The organism is Bradyrhizobium sp. S3.7.6 (assembly GCF_054061875.1).
Map to the genome: position 1 here is coordinate 4188645 of NZ_JBSSEQ010000001.1, position 16507 is coordinate 4205151.

At 63.8% G+C, this 16507-nt stretch carries 16 protein-coding genes and 1 tRNA gene; 11 read left to right on the forward strand and 6 right to left on the reverse strand.

Going from position 1 to position 16507, the window contains the following annotated elements; translation table 11 throughout:
- Window positions 1-145 precede the first annotated feature (145 nt).
- From ACVJ5M_RS20070 to ACVJ5M_RS20080, 3 genes are all read left to right on the forward strand, one after another.
- On the forward strand, window positions 146-1375 hold the full coding sequence (locus ACVJ5M_RS20070) for a CaiB/BaiF CoA transferase family protein (protein WP_063982558.1): 1230 nt from the start codon (window positions 146-148) through the stop codon (window positions 1373-1375).
- A 239-nt stretch (window positions 1376-1614) separates the two neighbouring features.
- Window positions 1615-1830 (forward strand): hypothetical protein, encoded by a 216-nt coding sequence (locus tag ACVJ5M_RS20075; RefSeq protein ID WP_208087445.1) that lies wholly within the window; start codon window positions 1615-1617, stop codon window positions 1828-1830.
- A 204-nt stretch (window positions 1831-2034) separates the two neighbouring features.
- Window positions 2035-2427: a RidA family protein gene (locus ACVJ5M_RS20080; RefSeq protein WP_354100621.1), complete on the forward strand. Its 393-nt coding sequence runs from the start codon at window positions 2035-2037 to the stop codon at window positions 2425-2427.
- Between the two features lie 3 nt (window positions 2428-2430).
- Here the strand turns inward: ACVJ5M_RS20080 and ACVJ5M_RS20085 are convergent, their stop codons facing one another.
- Entirely contained in the window at window positions 2431-3093 is a 663-nt protein-coding gene (locus ACVJ5M_RS20085) for a TetR/AcrR family transcriptional regulator (RefSeq protein WP_166092677.1), read from the reverse strand.
- Window positions 3094-3302: 209 nt separating this feature from the next.
- Here ACVJ5M_RS20085 and ACVJ5M_RS20090 point away from each other — a divergent pair, with 209 nt between their 5' ends.
- The 3 genes from ACVJ5M_RS20090 (at window position 3303) to ACVJ5M_RS20100 (ending at window position 6564) form a co-directional block, all read left to right on the forward strand.
- Complete coding sequence (locus tag ACVJ5M_RS20090; RefSeq protein ID WP_063982561.1) at window positions 3303-4538, forward strand: acyl-CoA dehydrogenase family protein; 1236 nt, start codon at window positions 3303-3305, stop codon at window positions 4536-4538.
- A 131-nt stretch (window positions 4539-4669) separates the two neighbouring features.
- Window positions 4670-5728 carry a phosphotransferase family protein gene (locus ACVJ5M_RS20095; protein ID WP_063982562.1) on the forward strand — a complete coding sequence of 353 codons (1059 nt, stop codon included), beginning with the start codon at window positions 4670-4672 and terminating at the stop codon, window positions 5726-5728.
- Between the two features lie 209 nt (window positions 5729-5937).
- Window positions 5938-6564: a LysE family translocator gene (locus tag ACVJ5M_RS20100; RefSeq protein ID WP_063982563.1), complete on the forward strand. Its 627-nt coding sequence runs from the start codon at window positions 5938-5940 to the stop codon at window positions 6562-6564.
- Window positions 6565-6763: 199 nt separating this feature from the next.
- Here the strand turns inward: ACVJ5M_RS20100 and ACVJ5M_RS20105 are convergent, their stop codons facing one another.
- The 3 genes from ACVJ5M_RS20105 to ACVJ5M_RS20115 form a co-directional block, all read right to left on the reverse strand.
- A complete protein-coding gene (locus ACVJ5M_RS20105; RefSeq protein ID WP_354100622.1) occupies window positions 6764-7066 on the reverse strand; it encodes a hypothetical protein in 303 nt (100 codons plus the stop codon).
- Between the two features lie 168 nt (window positions 7067-7234).
- On the reverse strand, window positions 7235-8422 hold the full coding sequence (argE, locus tag ACVJ5M_RS20110; RefSeq protein WP_063986289.1) for an acetylornithine deacetylase: 1188 nt from the start codon (window positions 8420-8422) through the stop codon (window positions 7235-7237).
- Window positions 8423-8526: 104 nt separating this feature from the next.
- Window positions 8527-9177: a TetR/AcrR family transcriptional regulator gene (locus ACVJ5M_RS20115; RefSeq protein WP_063982565.1), complete on the reverse strand. Its 651-nt coding sequence runs from the start codon at window positions 9175-9177 to the stop codon at window positions 8527-8529.
- Window positions 9178-9271: 94 nt separating this feature from the next.
- On the opposite strand from ACVJ5M_RS20115, the gene ACVJ5M_RS20120 reads away from it, so the two are divergent.
- Window positions 9272-9754, forward strand: coding sequence for an anthrone oxygenase family protein (locus tag ACVJ5M_RS20120; RefSeq protein WP_063982566.1), 483 nt, complete (start codon window positions 9272-9274; stop codon window positions 9752-9754).
- 929 nt (window positions 9755-10683) lie between these two features.
- On the opposite strand, the gene ACVJ5M_RS20125 is transcribed toward ACVJ5M_RS20120, so the two are convergent.
- Window positions 10684-11469, reverse strand: a complete 786-nt coding sequence (locus ACVJ5M_RS20125; RefSeq protein ID WP_063986290.1) for an SDR family NAD(P)-dependent oxidoreductase — start codon at window positions 11467-11469, stop codon at window positions 10684-10686.
- A 134-nt stretch (window positions 11470-11603) separates the two neighbouring features.
- Between ACVJ5M_RS20125 and ACVJ5M_RS20130 the strand changes: the two genes are divergently transcribed.
- The 3 genes from ACVJ5M_RS20130 to ACVJ5M_RS20140 all read left to right on the forward strand — a co-directional run bounded on the left by ACVJ5M_RS20130 (window position 11604) and on the right by ACVJ5M_RS20140 (window position 14711).
- A complete protein-coding gene (locus ACVJ5M_RS20130) occupies window positions 11604-12302 on the forward strand; it encodes a histidine phosphatase family protein (RefSeq protein WP_063982567.1) in 699 nt (232 codons plus the stop codon).
- A gap of 69 nt (window positions 12303-12371) precedes the next feature.
- Window positions 12372-13139: an SDR family NAD(P)-dependent oxidoreductase gene (locus ACVJ5M_RS20135; protein ID WP_063982568.1), complete on the forward strand. Its 768-nt coding sequence runs from the start codon at window positions 12372-12374 to the stop codon at window positions 13137-13139.
- Between the two features lie 198 nt (window positions 13140-13337).
- Window positions 13338-14711, forward strand: a complete 1374-nt coding sequence (locus tag ACVJ5M_RS20140; protein ID WP_210168703.1) for an IS30 family transposase — start codon at window positions 13338-13340, stop codon at window positions 14709-14711.
- A 176-nt stretch (window positions 14712-14887) separates the two neighbouring features.
- On the opposite strand, the gene ACVJ5M_RS20145 is transcribed toward ACVJ5M_RS20140, so the two are convergent.
- Entirely contained in the window at window positions 14888-16111 is a 1224-nt protein-coding gene (locus ACVJ5M_RS20145) for a serine hydrolase domain-containing protein (RefSeq protein ID WP_231142169.1), read from the reverse strand.
- A 152-nt stretch (window positions 16112-16263) separates the two neighbouring features.
- On the opposite strand from ACVJ5M_RS20145, the gene ACVJ5M_RS20150 reads away from it, so the two are divergent.
- Window positions 16264-16339: transfer RNA gene (locus ACVJ5M_RS20150), tRNA-Trp, on the forward strand.
- The last annotated feature ends 168 nt before the right edge of the window (window positions 16340-16507 follow it).

A 16507-nucleotide genomic window follows, 5' to 3' on the forward strand; every position in this document is an offset into this window, starting at 1 on the left:
GCCGCAGGGCCGCTCCTGCTGCCGGGCGATGGATAGCCGTATGCCCCGAACGCAGTGCTCAGAACTCCAAAATGGTGTATCCGCAGGGAGCGCGGCCAGGGCTTAAGGCCGCCGCGCCAATATCCAGTTCCCGGAGGAAATCGATATGTCGGCCTTGCCGCTCTCAGGCATCAAGATCCTTGACCTCACCCGCGTGCTGGCCGGGCCCCTGTCGGCCCAGATGCTGGGCGATCTCGGCGCGGAGGTGATCAAGATCGAGCGGCCGGGCACCGGCGACGACGCGCGCGCCTTCGGTCCGCCTTATCTGACCGACCCCGAGGGCAAGGCCAACAACAACAACTCGTTCTACCTTTGCGCCAATCGCAACAAGAAGTCGGTCACCGTCAACATCGCCAAGCCGGAGGGGCAGGCGATCATCCGCGCGCTCGCCAAGGACGTCGACGTCTTCATGGAGAACTACAAGGTCGGCGATCTCAAGCGCTACGGCCTCGACTACGAGACGATCAAGGCGATCAACCCCGGCATCATCTATTGCTCGGTGACCGGCTTCGGCCAGACCGGCCCCTACGCCCCGCGCGCCGGCTATGACGCCATCCTGCAGGCGATGGGCGGCCTGATGAGCGTCACCGGCCATATCGACGGCGAGCCCGGCGAGGGTCCGATGAAGGTCGGCCCGTCGATCGTCGACTACATGACCGGCATGAACACCTCGATCGGGATTCTCTCGGCGCTGTACCATCGCGACGCCAATGACGGGCAGGGACAGCACATCGACGTCTGCCTGTTCGATACCGTCATCGCATCGCTGTCGCACTGGCTGCAGATCTACCTCGTCAACGGCAAGATGCCGCCGCGCCGCGGCACCTGGGGCAATGGCGGCATGCCGGCCGGCGTATTCCGCTGCACCGACGGCGAGCTGATGCTGGTGGTCGGAAATGACGGCCAGTTCCAGCGCACCTGCGCCGTGCTCGGCGAGCCCGAGCTCGCCAACGACAAGCGCTTCGTCAAGAACAACGACCGCGTCGTGCACGGCAAGGAAATCATGGCGATCTTTGCCGGCCTGTTCCTGAAGCAGCCGGTGGCCTACTGGCTGGACAAGCTGGAGGAGGCCGGCGTGCCGTCAGGCCCGATCAACAATTTCGAGCAGGTGTTTTCCGATCCGCACGTCCAGTCGCGCGGCATGCGGGTGAAGGTCGATCATCCGTTCGAGCCCGATCTGTCGCTGATCCGCAACGCGCTGACCCTCTCGGAGACTCCGATCGAGAATTACCGCGCCCCGCCGCTGCTCGGCGAGCACACCCAGGAGGTGCTCGGCGGCAAGCTCGGCTATGATGCCGGCAAGATCGAGCAGCTGAAGCAGCAGGGGATCATCTAGCTTCGCGTCCTGACCCTCCCAGGGGCGTGCCGGCGAAGACCGATGCTGGCGCGCATGCGACAGCGATCCTGACCAGCCTGGGAGCGACGGTTGCGACCGCGGACGACGCGCGCGCCATGTTCGGCCTTGCCTGAGGCTTGCGCGCAACCCCCAGATAAACCCGGTCCGTACTCGCACAGGCTTCCGCTTTGCGCGCGACTCTGATGCCATCCTCCCCACGTAAGTCCGGGAGGGAACGCATGTCCTACACGATCGGGTTTCAGGCCAAGAACCAGAAGGCAGTTCTGGCAACCGAGGCAGCAACGGCCAATCAGGCCGTCGCCATCATTGCAGCGCTGCGGCAAAGCGCCGACGAGATAAAGTTCATCCGTTCGCCCCAGGAAGGCGAGATGGGCATCGAGATGCTGCTGCTGCTCGCCAAGGAAGAGGCCGAGGAGATGCCGCAGCGGGTGTAAGGCAGGATCCGGAAAACTGCGCAGCGGTTTTCCCTCGCGACAAACGCGGAACGCGTTTGCGCGGAGATCATGCTCAAACAAAAACTAGAGCGCGATCTCATCGCGCTTTAGGCCCGCAACCACACTTCGAGCTTTAGCGAAGCATGCCGGCTGCAGAATAATGTAGCAAGGCGCCAGTCTCGCTCGAACCGAAGGTGGCCGCCGATGAAACGCGAAGCGCTCCGCGTCGAACCGATCTCGTCCTTTCTCGACCGCGTCAAGGCGCCGACCTCGCCGGTCACGCGCGCCGGCAACATGATCTTCGTCGCCGGCCTGCCGCCGTTCGACCCCGAGACGGGCGAGATCGGGGGGATGCCAATCGCGCTGCAGAGCGGGATCATCATGGAGCAGATGAAGCTCTGCCTCGAGACGGCAGGCGCCTCGCTCGACAATGTCATGAAGTGCAACGTCTACTGCACCTCGACCAAACACTTCGCCGTCTTCAACGCGATCTATGCGCGCTATTTCCCGATCGATCCGCCGGCGCGCATCTTCGTCTGCACCCCGGAATGGTTCGGCCCCTTCGACGTCGAGATCGACTGCATCGCGATGATGTGAGCGCTAACGCGCGACAACCCGTGACGGCGCCTTCGTCTCGGTCCGCCCCGCCGTCAGCGCCATCGTCGCGACGCTGACGACGCGCGCGACGACGTCCTCGACATCGTCGAGATCGCATTTGCCTTCCGACAGCTTCGTCAACCGCTCGCTCTCGCGGATGGTGTGGTGCGCCATGGCGAGCGCGAAGTTCAGGCCCCAATAGATATCGACGTCGCTGCGGTCGGGCAGGGAGCGCCGCATGGCGCCGGCGAATTTCCGCAAATGATCGATCTCGCGGTTCTTGATGCGGCGGATCGGCGGCACGGATTCGATCGAGGCGCGGATCATGAAGCGCGCCGCGGTAGAGCGCTGGTTTTCCGGACCCAGGCAGCCGCGCAAGGTCGGGCCGACCAGGGCGCGCAAGATCACCTCGATCGGCGCACGACCGCCGCCTTGTTCTTCCGCGGCCTTCAATTCGCGCAGGCGTTCGCGGTTGGTGGCGATCGAGCGCGAGACGAACAGCTCTGCGATCAATTCGTCCTTCGAGCCGAAATGATAATTCACCGCCGCGAGGTTGACGTTGGCCTCCGCGACGATGTCGCGCAGCGTCACGTCGCCAAAGCCGCGATCGGCATAAAGCCGTTCGGCGGCGGCGAGAATGGCAGACCTCGTATGATCGCTGGCCATGGATGCCCCTCGGGGAGGGAGTTGCAATTCAAACACTTGTATGAAACTATCGTTTGAAGGCCGGAGAAAGTCAATCCGCAATCGAGACTCGTTCGCAACGCGCGAGCCGGTTCCGAGGCGTCCGCAAGCATTCGCGCTTGCGGGTCGCGTGCGGCGGGAGGACAGTCCGGCGCAAAACAGCTTTGCAAAGAGAGACCGAGGAGCGTCCCATGGATTTCGATCTGTCCCCCAAGCAGAAGGAATGGCTCGACCGCGTGCAGTCGTTCATGACCAAGCACGTGCGTCCGGCGGTGCCGATCTATAACGAGCAGGATCACAGCGGCGAGCGCTGGAAGGTGATCCCGGTTCTGGAGGACCTCAAGAAGAAGGCGAAGGCCGAAGGCCTCTGGAACATGTTCATGCCGCCGAACGAGCATGAGGACGACGAATTCCGTGGCGCGGGATTGACCAATCTCGAATACGCGCTGCTGTCGGAGCAGATGGGCCACATCTCCTGGGCTTCGGAAGTGTTCAACTGCTCCGCGCCCGACACCGGCAACATGGAAGTGTTCATGCGCTACGGCTCCAAGGAGCAGAAGCGCAAATGGCTGCGTCCGCTGATGGACGGCGAGATCCGCTCGGCGTTCCTGATGACGGAACCGGCGGTCGCCTCGTCCGACGCCACCAACATCGAGACCAGCATCGAGAAGGATGGCGATCACTACGTCATCAACGGTCGCAAATGGTGGTCGTCCGGTGTCGGAGATCCCCGCTGCAAGATCGCGATCCTGATGGGCAAGACCGATTTCAAGGCGGCCAAGCACCAGCAGCAGTCGCAGATCCTGGTTCCGCTCGACACTCCCGGCATCAAGGTCGAGAAGATGCTGCCGGTGTTCGGCTTCGACGACGCGCCGCACGGCCACGCCCAGGTGCTGCTCGAGAACGTGCGCGTGCCCAAGGAGAACATCCTGCTCGGCGAAGGCCGCGGCTTCGAGATCGCGCAGGGCCGCCTCGGTCCCGGCCGCATCCACCACTGCATGCGCACCATCGGCAAGGCCGAGGAGGCGCTGGAGAAGATGGTGAAGCGCCTGATGTCGCGCACCGCCTTCGGCAAGAAGATCGTCGAGCACAGCGTGTGGGAGCAGCGCATCGGCGAGGCCCGCACCAACATCGAGATGACGCGTCTGCTCTGCCTCAAGGCCGCCGACATGATGGACAAGGTCGGCAACAAGACCGCGCAGGCCGAGATCGCCATGATCAAGGTCGCAGCACCCAACATGGCGCTGAAAATCATCGACGAGGCGATCCAGGCCTTTGGTGGCGCGGGCGTCTCCGACGAAGCGGGTCTTGCCAAGGACTACGCCGGCATCCGCACGCTGCGGCTCGCCGACGGTCCGGACGAGGTGCACAATCGCGCCATTGCAAGGCTCGAAGTTCGGAAGTATGCCAATTCTCCCAAGCATTAAGAGGGAGAGTCCTGCGGCGCTCCCGACTTGAAAAAGACGACAGGGCTGATCCGCATTCGGTGACCGCTTGACGCAAGTGCGTCAGCGGTTACCGATTAGGATCATGTTCGGACTGAAGAGGGAGCGTCATCGTGGCTGACGGCGTCAGGAAAGACGAAGAATTCTCGGGCACCAAGCCGGTCGAGGAGCGTCATCGCTTCGACGAGATGCGGCTCGAAGCCTGGATGCGCGACAACGTCGAAGGCTATGAGGGCCCGCTGGTCGTGCTCCAGTTCAAGGGCGGCCAGTCGAATCCGACCTACCGGCTCAACACGCCGAACCGCTCATATGTGATGCGCCGCAAGCCGTTCGGCAAATTGCTGCCGTCGGCGCACGCGGTCGATCGCGAATATCGCGTCATCGCAGCCCTTGGAAAGCAGGGTTTTCCGGTCGCGCGCGCCTACGCGCTGTGCCAGGACGACAGCATCATCGGCGCCGCCTTCTACATCATGTCGATGGAGGACGGCCGGGTGTTCTGGGATCCGACGCTGCCGAGCCAGACGCCGGAGGACCGCCGCAAGATATTCACCAGCAAGATCGAGACGCTGGCAAAACTCCACATGTACGATCCCGTAGCGATCGGCCTCGGCGAGTTCGGCAAGCCCGGCAACTACTTTGCGCGGCAGATCGACCGCTGGACCAAGCAGTACCGGGCGTCCGAGACGCAGCACATTCCGGAGTTCGAGAAGGTCGCCGAATGGCTGCCCAAAACCGTGCCGGAGCAGGCGCGCGTCTCGATCGTCCACGGCGACTATCGCCTCGACAACATGATTTTCCACGCGACGGAACCGCGCGTGCAGGCCGTGCTCGACTGGGAACTGTCGACGCTTGGCGATCCCATGGCCGACTTCACCTATCTGTTGATGCAGTGGATCATGCCGGGCCTGGAGGGCGCCGACCTCAAGGCGCTCAACATCCCAAGCGTGGAAGAGGCCGCGCAGATCTATTGCAACGTCACCAAGATGACGGTGCCTGATCTCAACTGGTATTTTGCCTACAACCTGTTCCGCCTCGCCGGCATCACCCAAGGCATCGCCGGCCGCGTTCGCGACGGCACCGCGGCCAATGCCAAGGCGCTGGAGTCAGCCAAGCGCACCGTGCCGCTGTCGAAGGCGTCGTGGGAGTACGCGCAGAAGGCGGGCGCGGTTTAGACACACAAAGGCGCGGCTGATGGCCGCGCCTTTTCGCTTTGTGGTTCGCCGTCTCCACACTTTCGGTGTCATTGCCCGCGAAAGCGGGCAATCCTGTATCCCAGAGACAGCGCGTGGACGCAGAGGAGCCGCGGCGTACTGGATGCGCCGGTCAAGCCGGGGCATGACACCGCTGTCGTAGCGACATCAGTGAAAGAACGGCCAGCCACATGATCGATCACGCCACCCTCATCACCTACATCCTCATCGTACTCGGTTTTGTCTTCATTCCCGGGCCTGCGACGCTGCTCACCATGGCGCGCGCGGTTAGCTCGGGAACGAAGGTCGGCATCGCGACCGGCGCGGGGATTGCGGCCGGTGACTTGATCCACACTTCGATGGCGATCGTCGGTCTTTCGGCGATCATCGCGACCTCTGCGCTGCTGTTCAGCATCGTTAAATATGCGGGCGCTGCGTTCCTGATCTATCTCGGCATTCGCGCGATGCTCGACAAGGCGCCGGTCGAGCTGAACGGCGGCGCGCCCGCGATCGGCGCGGGCCGGGCCTTCCGGCAGGCCGTGCTGACCGAAGTGCTCAATCCCAAGACCGCGCTGTTCTTCCTTGCGTTCCTGCCGCAATTCGTGAGGCCGGAGCACGGTTCGATCGCACTTCAGCTTGCGATCCTCGGCATCGTCTTCGTGCTGCTGGGTCTCGTCAGCACCGTGGTGTTCGCCGTCGGCGCCGGTCGTCTGGGCAATCTCCTGCGCCGCCATCCGGCCGTGGTGAAATGGCAGGGCAAGGTGGTCGGGACCATCTACTGCGCTGTCGGCGTGCGGCTGGCGTTGCAGGAGCGATGAGGAACGCGTGCTCCCGTAGCCCGGGTGAGCGCAGCGACACCCGGGACGGCGGTCCGGCATGTTGCTAACGCTCATGCGGGCTACGCTCTGAACGGTTGCGGCGATGAACGCCATCAATGTCGACATCCTGCGCTCGCTGTTCATGCCCTTCTTCTTCGACGCGACGGCGTCGAGGGCCGCTCTGATGGTGATTGGCCTGCTACTGGGCGCGAATGGTGAACCTCGGTCCGACGTAGTAGCCGCCGTATCCGCGATCGTAATAGCCGGGACCGGCGTAGTAGTTGTAGCCCCTGCCGGGGAAGTAGCTGGGGTCGTCAAAGTAGCGCAGGACATAGCGTCCCCGGGTCCGCCAGCAGCGTCCATAATACTCGTTGCAGATCAGACCGACTTGGTCGACGTCGGAGATTTCGGCAGAGCCGATCGTCGTTGCGTTGAGCGGCGCGGCGGGAGCGGCGGCCGCAACCAGCACGGCCCCGAGTGCGCCCAGTGCGATGGCCTTCATGGAGTTCTCCCTTCGGTTAGGCGAGAGTCTGGAGCCTAGCAGAAGGGAGCCTTGCCTGTCGGGCAAATCAGCTCCCGCAGGGTGGGCAAAGGCGCATCGTTGTCCGCCATTCGCACGGCGCAACAGAAGTGGCGGGTTACGCTGCGCTAAGCTAACCCACCCTACGGGTCAGCCCTTCACACAATGCGCGATCAGCCTTTCCACGAAGCCTGCGCATTTCTCCAGCTCCGCCATCGCCACGAACTCGTCGGGCGTATGCGCTTGCGCGATCGCGCCGGGGCCGATCACCACCGACGGGATATCCGCCATGCTGGCGAACAGGCTCGCCTCGGTGCCGAAGGCGACCTTGGCGTGGTCGTTGCGGCCGGCGAGGCTTTTTGCCAGTGTGACGATGGCGGCGTCGGCCGCCGTGTCGAGCGCGGGATAATCAAGGATCTCCTCGAAATCGATGCCGCACTCCGGATGTCTCGCCTTCATCTCCGGCCCGAGCTCGGCCTTGGCCCAGGCGACGATCGCATCCGTCACCTCGCGCGACTCGGTGATGCCGATGCCGCGGCATTCGAAATCCACCGTGCAGGTATCGGGCACGATGTTCAGCGCGGCGCCGCCATGCACGATGCTGGTGAGCAGCGTCGAATGCGGAACGTCGTAGAGGCTGTCATTCGATCGCGCGGCCGCAAGCTTCACGGCACGGCGACGGATTTCGGTGATCAGCTCGGCCGCGTATTCGATCGCGTTGACGCCGTCGGGCGCGATCGAGGAGTGGCGGGCGAGACCACGGAATGTCGCGCGCACGCCGTGCTTGCCCTTGTGGCCGATGATGACCTTCATCTCGGTCGGCTCGCCGATGAAGGCGCCGAGCGGCTTGATCTTCTTCTTCGCGACCTCGCGCAGCATCGGCCGCACGCCGACGCAGCCGATCTCCTCGTCATAGGAGATGGCGAGATGGATCGGCGTCGTCAGCTTCGCTTCCAGCATCTCCGGCACCATGGCGAGGCACACCGCGACAAAACCCTTCATGTCGGTGGTGCCGCGGCCGTAGAGCTTGCCGTCGCGCTCGACCAGCTTGAACGGATCGTGGCTCCAGTCCTGGCCCACGACCGGCACGACGTCTGTGTGTCCCGACAGCACGAGGCCTGGACGGTCCTCCGGTCCGATGGTGACCCAGAGCGAGGCCTTCTGGCCGGTGTCGTCGACGATGCGCTCGCCCTTGACACCGAGGAAAGCGAGATAGCTCTCGATATGGGCAATCAAGGGCAGATTGGTGCGGTCGCTGACGGTGTCGAAGCCGACGAGGTCGGCGAGGAGGTTGCGAATGCGATCGGGTCGTGAACTCGGGAAAATCGGGTTGGGCATTGTCTCGTTCATGAGATGGAGGATGGCTTCGCCGCCTGCACGAAACATACCAACGGAGTGGCGGTTCGGGCAAATCGGATCGCGAAGGGTGCTTTCGCTGAACCTCAGCCGAGCGCGGAGAGATCTTTCGGCAGCATTCGCTTGAACAGCTCGAGCGTACGCCGCGCCTCCGCCGGCGGCAAGGCGATGGCGTGACGAACCGCGGCGGCGATCTGGATCATCGCCAGTTGCGAGAAGGAGGTGAGGGCGGCGGCGGGCTGTTTCGGCGCGACGCGCTTGAGCGCCTCGCGCAAGAGGCCGGCGAGAAAGGCCACATCCTCCTCGTCGATCTTCTGCAAGCTTCGGTCGGCTTGCGTCGCCTGCCAGATGTGATGCATCACGGGATGCTCGCGGAACATCTGGTCATAGCCGTCGGTGATGCGGCACAGAGCAGCGTGCAGGTCGGATAGCTTCTTCATCTCGGCGAGGTCGCGCTGGACGCATTCGCGGCCGATGACATTGCACCGCTCGGCGAGCGTCCCGATCACCGTGCTCTTGTCCGGAAAATATTGATAGAGCGAGCCGAACGCGATGCCGGTGCGCTCGACGATGTCGCTCATCCGGAAGGCGTCGCTGCCTTTCTCGGTGAGAATCTCGGCCGCAGCGGTCAGGATGCGGTCGAAGCGTTCGCGGCTTCGCTCCTGCGTCGGCACCAGCGGCGTGCGTCGCGCGGCCGCGTGCGTCGTCTTGTCCGTCCTGCTTTTCCGTTCCGGCATCCTGGTTCCCGCCATCCGCGCTTGACGTCACAAATAAGAGAGTTTATCGCATTTATCAAATACGAGAGTTTATCGTATTATAGGGAGCTGCGGCATGTGGCAGGGTTTCACGACCGGACTGCTCTGGTTTTCGGCGATCGGCTGCGGCCTCATGGCCGGAATCTATTTCGCCTTCTCGACCTTTATCATGGCCGCGTTCGGCCGGCTCGGCCAGGCGGCCGGCATCGCGGCGATGAACGCGATCAATGTCGACATCGTGCGCTCGCTGTTCATGCCGCTGTTTCTCGGCACGACGGTAGCAGGCGCGGCGCTGGTGGTGATGGGTACGTTGCGCGTCAGCGAGCCGGGGGCAGTGAGCATGATCGCCGGCGGCGGCCTCTATGTCATCGGGATGTTCGTGGTGACGATGGTGTTCAACGTCCCGCTCAACAACGCGCTCGCCGCGTTGCAGCCGTCCGCGCCGGAGGCTGGCGCGGTGTGGGCGGCGTATCTGAAGGACTGGACGTTCTGGAACCACGTGCGGACGGTTGCGTCGGTGGTCGCGAGCGGGTTGTTTGTCGCAGCGCTGGCTTCGTAGGCCAAATCGGCATCGTAGCCCGGATGGAGCGAAGCGAAATCCGGGGCCACTATGTCCGGGGGGCGCAAACCCCGGATTACGCTTCGCTCCATCCGGGCTACAAGATCTCCAGTCTACAAGACCTTGCGTTGCCCGTCGGGCAAAACACTCAAACTCTCGGTCAATGTGTACTCGCCAAAATATTCCACTTTACCGAAATTCGGAAACGGCGTATCTGTTGCCGCAACCCGGCCCAAGGAAGAGGGGCGTATCGCGATCGTCACGAACGCGGGCCGGGCGGCGGTGGACGCAGGTCACATCGGCACGAAAAGCTTCGCAGGGCGGGCGACCGTGAGCGAAGACCTCGCGCCAACGACAGATGTGATCGGCGTACGGCCAAATCGTGTCGTCCTGGCGCCCGGGGTCTGTGCGCCAAGTCTTGCGGTGATGTGGCAGCCCGACCGGGCATGCGCAGCAGCCATCCGCAACGGCGACGGGGGCAATAGTGCATCGCTCCCCGGGGAGAGCACGACATAAGCCGTTCCAACCACTGCGCAGGGAAGGCCGGGATGCTCCGGTTGCCCTGTTACCCGCTGTGCATTGTAGCGCAAACTACTCATGGCATAGCGGACAATGGGAGCCAGCCGGCTCCCGGCCTTCCCTGCGCCCTCTTTCAATTGGGGGTGAGGCGACCAAGCAAAGCTCGGGCGAAGCAAGCCGCGAGGATGCGAGGGTGTGTCCGCAATGAAGATGCGTATGATGAAGCGGCCGTGTCCCCCCACACTCCGTCATTGCGAGGAGCTCTTGCGACGAAGCAATCCAGACTGCCTCCGCAGAGGGATTCTGGATTGCTTCGCTGCGCTCGCAATGACGATGTTGAGGCAGTTGCGCGCCAAAACTCCGGTCTCGCATCCCGGACGCAGCGCGTCCGGGATGCGAGAGAGCGCGTGCTAAACCGGCTTGCCCGTATACGGCATCGACGCCGTCAAACCACCGTCAACCGGGAACGCCTGGCCGTTGACATACGATGCTTCGTCGCTGGCCAGGAACAGCCCCATCGCCGCGAGCTCGTGCGGCTGGCCGGGGCGCTTCAACGGATTGAGCTGGCCGATCTTGTCCTGGGTGCCGCGCTCCTTGGCGCGGTCGAAGATCGGTTTGGTCATGCCGGTCTCGATCAGGCCCGGGCAGACCGCGTTGATGCGCACGCCGGTGCCGGTGAGCGAATACGCCGTGGTCTGCACCAGGCTGATCACGCCGGCCTTGCTCGCCGCATAGGGATGTCCGCTGGCGCCGGCCTTGAGGCCCGCGACGGACGCCGTGAGCACGATCGCGCCGGATTGCTGCTTCACCATGTGCGGCATCGAATGCTTCACCGCGAGGAACGGGCCGATCAGGTTGACGCGCAGCACCTCCTGCCACTGTTCCACGGTCTGCTCGCCGAGCGGCACGAGCCCGCCGGAGACGCCGGCATTGGCCCAGATCACGTCGAGCCGGCCATGCGTCTTCACCGCCTTGTCGATGACGGCCATGACGTCCTTTTCGGAGCCCGCGTCGGCCACCATGGCTTCCGCGACACCGCCGGCCTTCTTCACCTCGTCGACGGTCTCCTTCACCGCCTCGGTGCGGTCAACCGCGATCAGCTTGGCGCCTTCCCTGGTGAAGAGGAGTGCGGCGGCGCGGCCGATGCCGCTGCCGGCGCCGGTGATGATGACGGATTTGCCTTGCAGACGGCCCATGCGTTTCTCCCTTTGGTATGCTGCGCGACGCTTGCCGCGCAACGGAATTTCAAACAAGATTTCAAACGGTAAAGTGTCTTGAGACACGTTCACACCTGACGTACAGCGACATCACACGGGATGGAAGAGTTTCGATGACAGGCACAGACAAGCCCAAAGTGGTCACGACGCGGTGGTGGTGGGTCCGTCATGCGCCGGTGCGCAATGACGGCGGCAACATTTACGGCCAGAGCGATCTCGCCTGCGACACCAGCGACACCTACGTGTTCAACGCTGTTGCCAAGGTGCTGCCACGCAAGGCGGTTTGGTATTCGAGCAATCTGATGCGCACCCACCAGACCGCGGAAGCGATCTGGGCGGCCGGCTTCCCAAGGCCCGCATCGATGAAATGGGAAGCAGACCTGGCCGAACAGAATCTCGGACGCTGGCAGGGCATGAACCGCGCCCAGTTCATCGCCAGCCGCCCCGTCGGCTCGAGCTGGTTCGCCGACATCAACGAGCCCGCGCCCGGCGGCGAAAGCTTCATGGATCTCTACAACCGCACGCGCCGCACCGTCGAGCGGATCAACAACGAGGCGGCCGGGCAGGATGTGATCGCGGTCGCGCATGGCGGCACCATCAAGGCGGCGATCGGCCTCGCACTCGACGGCCAGGTAGAGCGGGCCCTGTCGTTCGACATCGACAATGTGTCGATCACGCGGCTCGATTATTTCTCAAGCCCCGAACGCTCGGTCTGGCGACTGCCGATGGTCAACCAGCAGCCGTGGATCGCTGATGACGCGCACGCCGAGATGCATCAGCTGGCGGGGCCGGAAGTCAAGAAGCTCGCCTGATACAGTTGTCCGCGCGCGCGGACACGGCGTAAGCTTCAAGTCAATCAAACCATAATCTGGGAGGAAACCATGACCTTGTTCGACATGAAGGGGAAAGTCGCCGTCATCACCGGCTCGACGCGCGGTATCGGGCTGGCGATCGCCGAGCGCATGGCCGAGCACGGCGCCAAGGTCGTGATCTCCTCGCGCAAGGCCGATGTCTGCGACCAGGTTGCGAAGGGCATCAACGACAAGTTCGGCAACGGCACGGCGGTCGCGATCGCCGCCAACATCTCGTCGAAGGAAAATCTGCAAAACCTGATCGACGAGAGCAACCGCGCCTTCGGCAAGATCGACGTGCTGGTTTGCAACGCCGCGTCGAACCCCTATTACGGTCCGCTCGCCGGCATCTCCGACGATCAGTTCAGGAAGATTCTCGACAACAACATCGTCGCCAACAACTGGCTGATCTCGATGGTGGTGCCGCAGATGATCGAGCGCAAGGACGGCTCGGTCATCATCGTCTCCTCGATCGGCGGCCTCAAGGGCTCGACCATCCTCGGCGCCTACGCAATTTCGAAAGCCGCCGACATGCAGCTCGCGCGCAACCTCGCCTGCGAGTACGGCAAGCACAACATCCGCGTGAACTGCATCGCGCCCGGTCTGATCAAGACCGATTTTGCCAAGGCACTGTGGGACAATCCGGAGAATTTGAAGGCCTCGACCTCGCGCTCGCCGCTGCTCCGCATCGGCATCCCCGACGAGATCGCCGGCGCCGCCGTGTTCCTGGGATCGAAGGCCGGCGACTTCATGACCGGCCAGACCATGGTGATCGACGGCGGCGCGACGATTAGTTGAGGCGTTGCGTGGGAGGGAAGGGGCACCCAGCCCGCCCACACACAGCTGTCATCGCCCGCCTTGTGCGCAATTGCGCGCTGGGGCGGGCGATCCAGTATCCCAGAGGCCGGCGCTAGAGAGCTCGCTTTCACCACATCCGCCGCTGCGTACTGGGCGGATTCAAACGGTCGTCGCAACACTCGGAGGTTGGAGGTTGCGATGAACGTTGTAAGGCGCCGATCGGCGCGGTCAGGACGAGCCCCATTGCCATCGCCAGGACGGCCGTCTGTTGCAGGACGCGATGAACAGAATAGATTTTGGCTGGCGATTGCCGCGGGGCTAAGCAGCGAGGATGCTGCGCTGGAAGCCGGATTGTCACAACCTGTCGGAAGCAGATTATTCCGAAAGGCGGGCGGCATGCCACCAGCGATGTTCAGATCTTCGGCAAAGGTACTCTCCGGGCGGTACCTCTCATTGGTAGAGCGCGAGGAGATCGCACTCCTCAAGGTGCAGGGCCATTCCAGGCAAGAGATTGGACGTCGCCTGGGGCGGGCTGCTTCGACAATATCCCGTGAACTGCGACGCAACGCGGCTACCCGCGGCGGCGGGTTGGAGTATCGGGCAACAACTGCCCAATGGCATGCGAATCGATCCGCCCGCCGACCCAAGCCGACCAAGCTTGCGCTCAATGCAACCTTGCGCACTTATGTGGAGGAGAGACTTGCTGGCGGCGTCGTAGCCCCGAGCGGCGCGCTCGTTCCTGGTCCCGCCGTTCTGTGGAAGGGCCGCCGGCATGGCCCACGCAAGGATCGGCGATGGGCCAAAGCCTGGAGTCCCGAGCAGATTGCCCGACGCTTGCCGATCGACTTCCCGGACGACAAGACGATGCGCATCAGCCACGAAGCTATCTATCAAGCTCTCTTCGTTCAGGGCCGTGGGGCACTGCGCCGCGAGCTGACGGCCTGCTTGCGAACCGGGCGTGTATTACGGATGCCCAGGGCGCGCGTACGCAGGCGAGGCAAGGGGTTTGTCTCGCCGGAGATCATGATCAGTGAGCGCCCTGCTGAAGCTGCCGATCGAGCAGTGCCGGGACATTGGGAGGGAGACCTCATCCTCGGTCTTGGCAGCTCGGCAATCGGCACGCTGGTCGAGCGCACGACGCGCTTCACGATGCTATTGCACCTTCCCCGGTTGGCGGGGCACGGCGAAGCTCCGCGCGCGAAGAACGGACCTGCGCTCGCGGGACACGGGGCCGAGGCCGTGCGCGACGCGATCACGCGCACCGTCATCACCTTGCCCGAAGAACTGCGTCGCTCGCTGACCTGGGATCAGGGAGCCGAAATGGCTCAGCACGATCGTCTCAAGATCGATGCGGGTATCCAGGTCTACTTCTGCGACCCGCAAAGCCCTTGGCAGCGCGGTACTAACGAGAACACCAACGGGTTGCTGCGACAGTACTTCCCGAAAGGCACAGACCTCAGCATCCATAGCGCCGACGAGATATCCGCTGTGGCAGCGGCCCTCAATGCCCGTCCGAGAAAGACACTAGGCTGGAAAACGCCGGCGGAGGCGCTTGACGAATTGCTGTTATGAGTGAAAACAACTGGTGTTGCGACGACCGTTTGAATCCGCCCTGGATGCCCCGCTTGCCGCCTACGCTAAAGCTTCGGCGGCCCTGGACCTGAGCCCCGGCGAAGCCTTGGCGTAGCCGGGTCGCGGGGCATGACAGTGAGTGCGGAGATGCAACGCCGCGTCTAACTGGCGTCTCCTCAATCCACCGCCGCGTAAACCAGATCCCGCACCAGCGTCCGCGTGTGGTCGCGCTGCCCCGGTCCCTGCGACATAAACACGACGAACAGATCTTCCTTCGGGTCGATCCAGAAGAACGTCCCCGCAATGCCGCTCCAGAAATACTGGCCGACGCTGCCGGGGAACGGCGCGATGCCGGCCTCGCGGCGCACGGCGAAGCCGAGGCCGAAGCCGTGGCCCGGCGACAGCAGCGTGCCGTTGGTCACAACGTGCGGCCCAAGGTGATCGGATGCCATCAGCTCCAGCGTCTTGCAGCCGATGATCCTGTTGCCGTCGAGCGTGCCGCCGTTGCGCAGCATCAGCGCGAAGCGGGCATAGTCCATCGTGGTCGAGACGAGACCGCCGCCGCCGGACTCCATCACCGGCTGCTCGAGCATGTTGAACAGCGCGACCTTGTCGCCGGTCCAGGGATCGGCTTCGAAAGGTTGGGCGAGCCTGCCGGCATTGGCTTCGCTGGTGGAGAAGGCGGTTTCAGTCATCTGCAGCGGGGCGAGGATGCGCTCGGTGAGGAAGGCGCCGAGCGACTTGCCGCTGACGACCTCGATGATGCGGCCGAGGATGTCGGTGGAGCGGCTGTAGTTGAACTCGTCGCCGGGATGGCAGACCAGCGGGAAGCTCGCGACCAGCGCGGCATGCTCGGCATTGGTGATCTTGCGGCTGCGGACGCGGGACTCCTGGTAGAGCTTGTGCACGGGGCCGTCGCCCTGGTGCTCATAAGTGAGACCAGAGGTGTGGCGGAGCAGGTCCTGCACCGTCATCGGCCGCCGGGGCGGAACCAGTTCCAGCTTGCCGCCGCTGACCACGCCGACCTTCTGGTCAGCGAACTCCGGAATGAACTTGGCGACGGGATCGGCGAGCAGCAAATGGCCATCCTCGACCAGCGCCATGATGCCGACCGAGACGATCGGCTTGGTCATCGAGAAGATCCGGAAGATCGAATCAAGCGCCATCGGCGCGGCCCCCACCGGGCTCTGCTTGCCGAGCGCCTCGAACCAGCCGACCTGGCCGCGCCGCGCCACCAGCACGGTCACCCCGGGAATGGTTCCCTTGTCGATCTCGCGCTTGAAGGCGTCCGACATCGCCTGGAGGCGAGGGCGCGACAGGCCCAGCGTTTCCGGCCTGGCCTCGGGCAAAGGCGGGGTTTTCGGCGCGGAGGCGGCTTGGGCGGCGGCTGTGGCAGTCATGTTCACTCCCGGGGGCACATTATTATCGGGAATGAACTGTGGCCCAGAAGGCGCGGCACAAACAAGCGAAGCCAGCGCGCTTCACCCTTGCAAACCAGCCGTCCCCTGTGCTTGAAAGCGCCCCTGATCCGCGTGGCGACGCGAGGGTCCGTAGGAGTGTAGCTCAATTGGTAGAGCACCGGTCTCCAAAACCGGGGGTCGCAGGTTCGAGCCCTGCCACTCCTGCCAGCTAATCCCAGACAACCAGGATCGACAGGCAGGACGGCAGCGGGCCGACAAGCTCGGACCGTGGATCATGCGGACCGGGTAAGCCCTTGATCCGGATCGGGTCCGCTGGCCTCGGCCGCGCGTGTCCCGGGCAGCCCACACCTTGACCTTTGGCCCCATCCGCAGTAT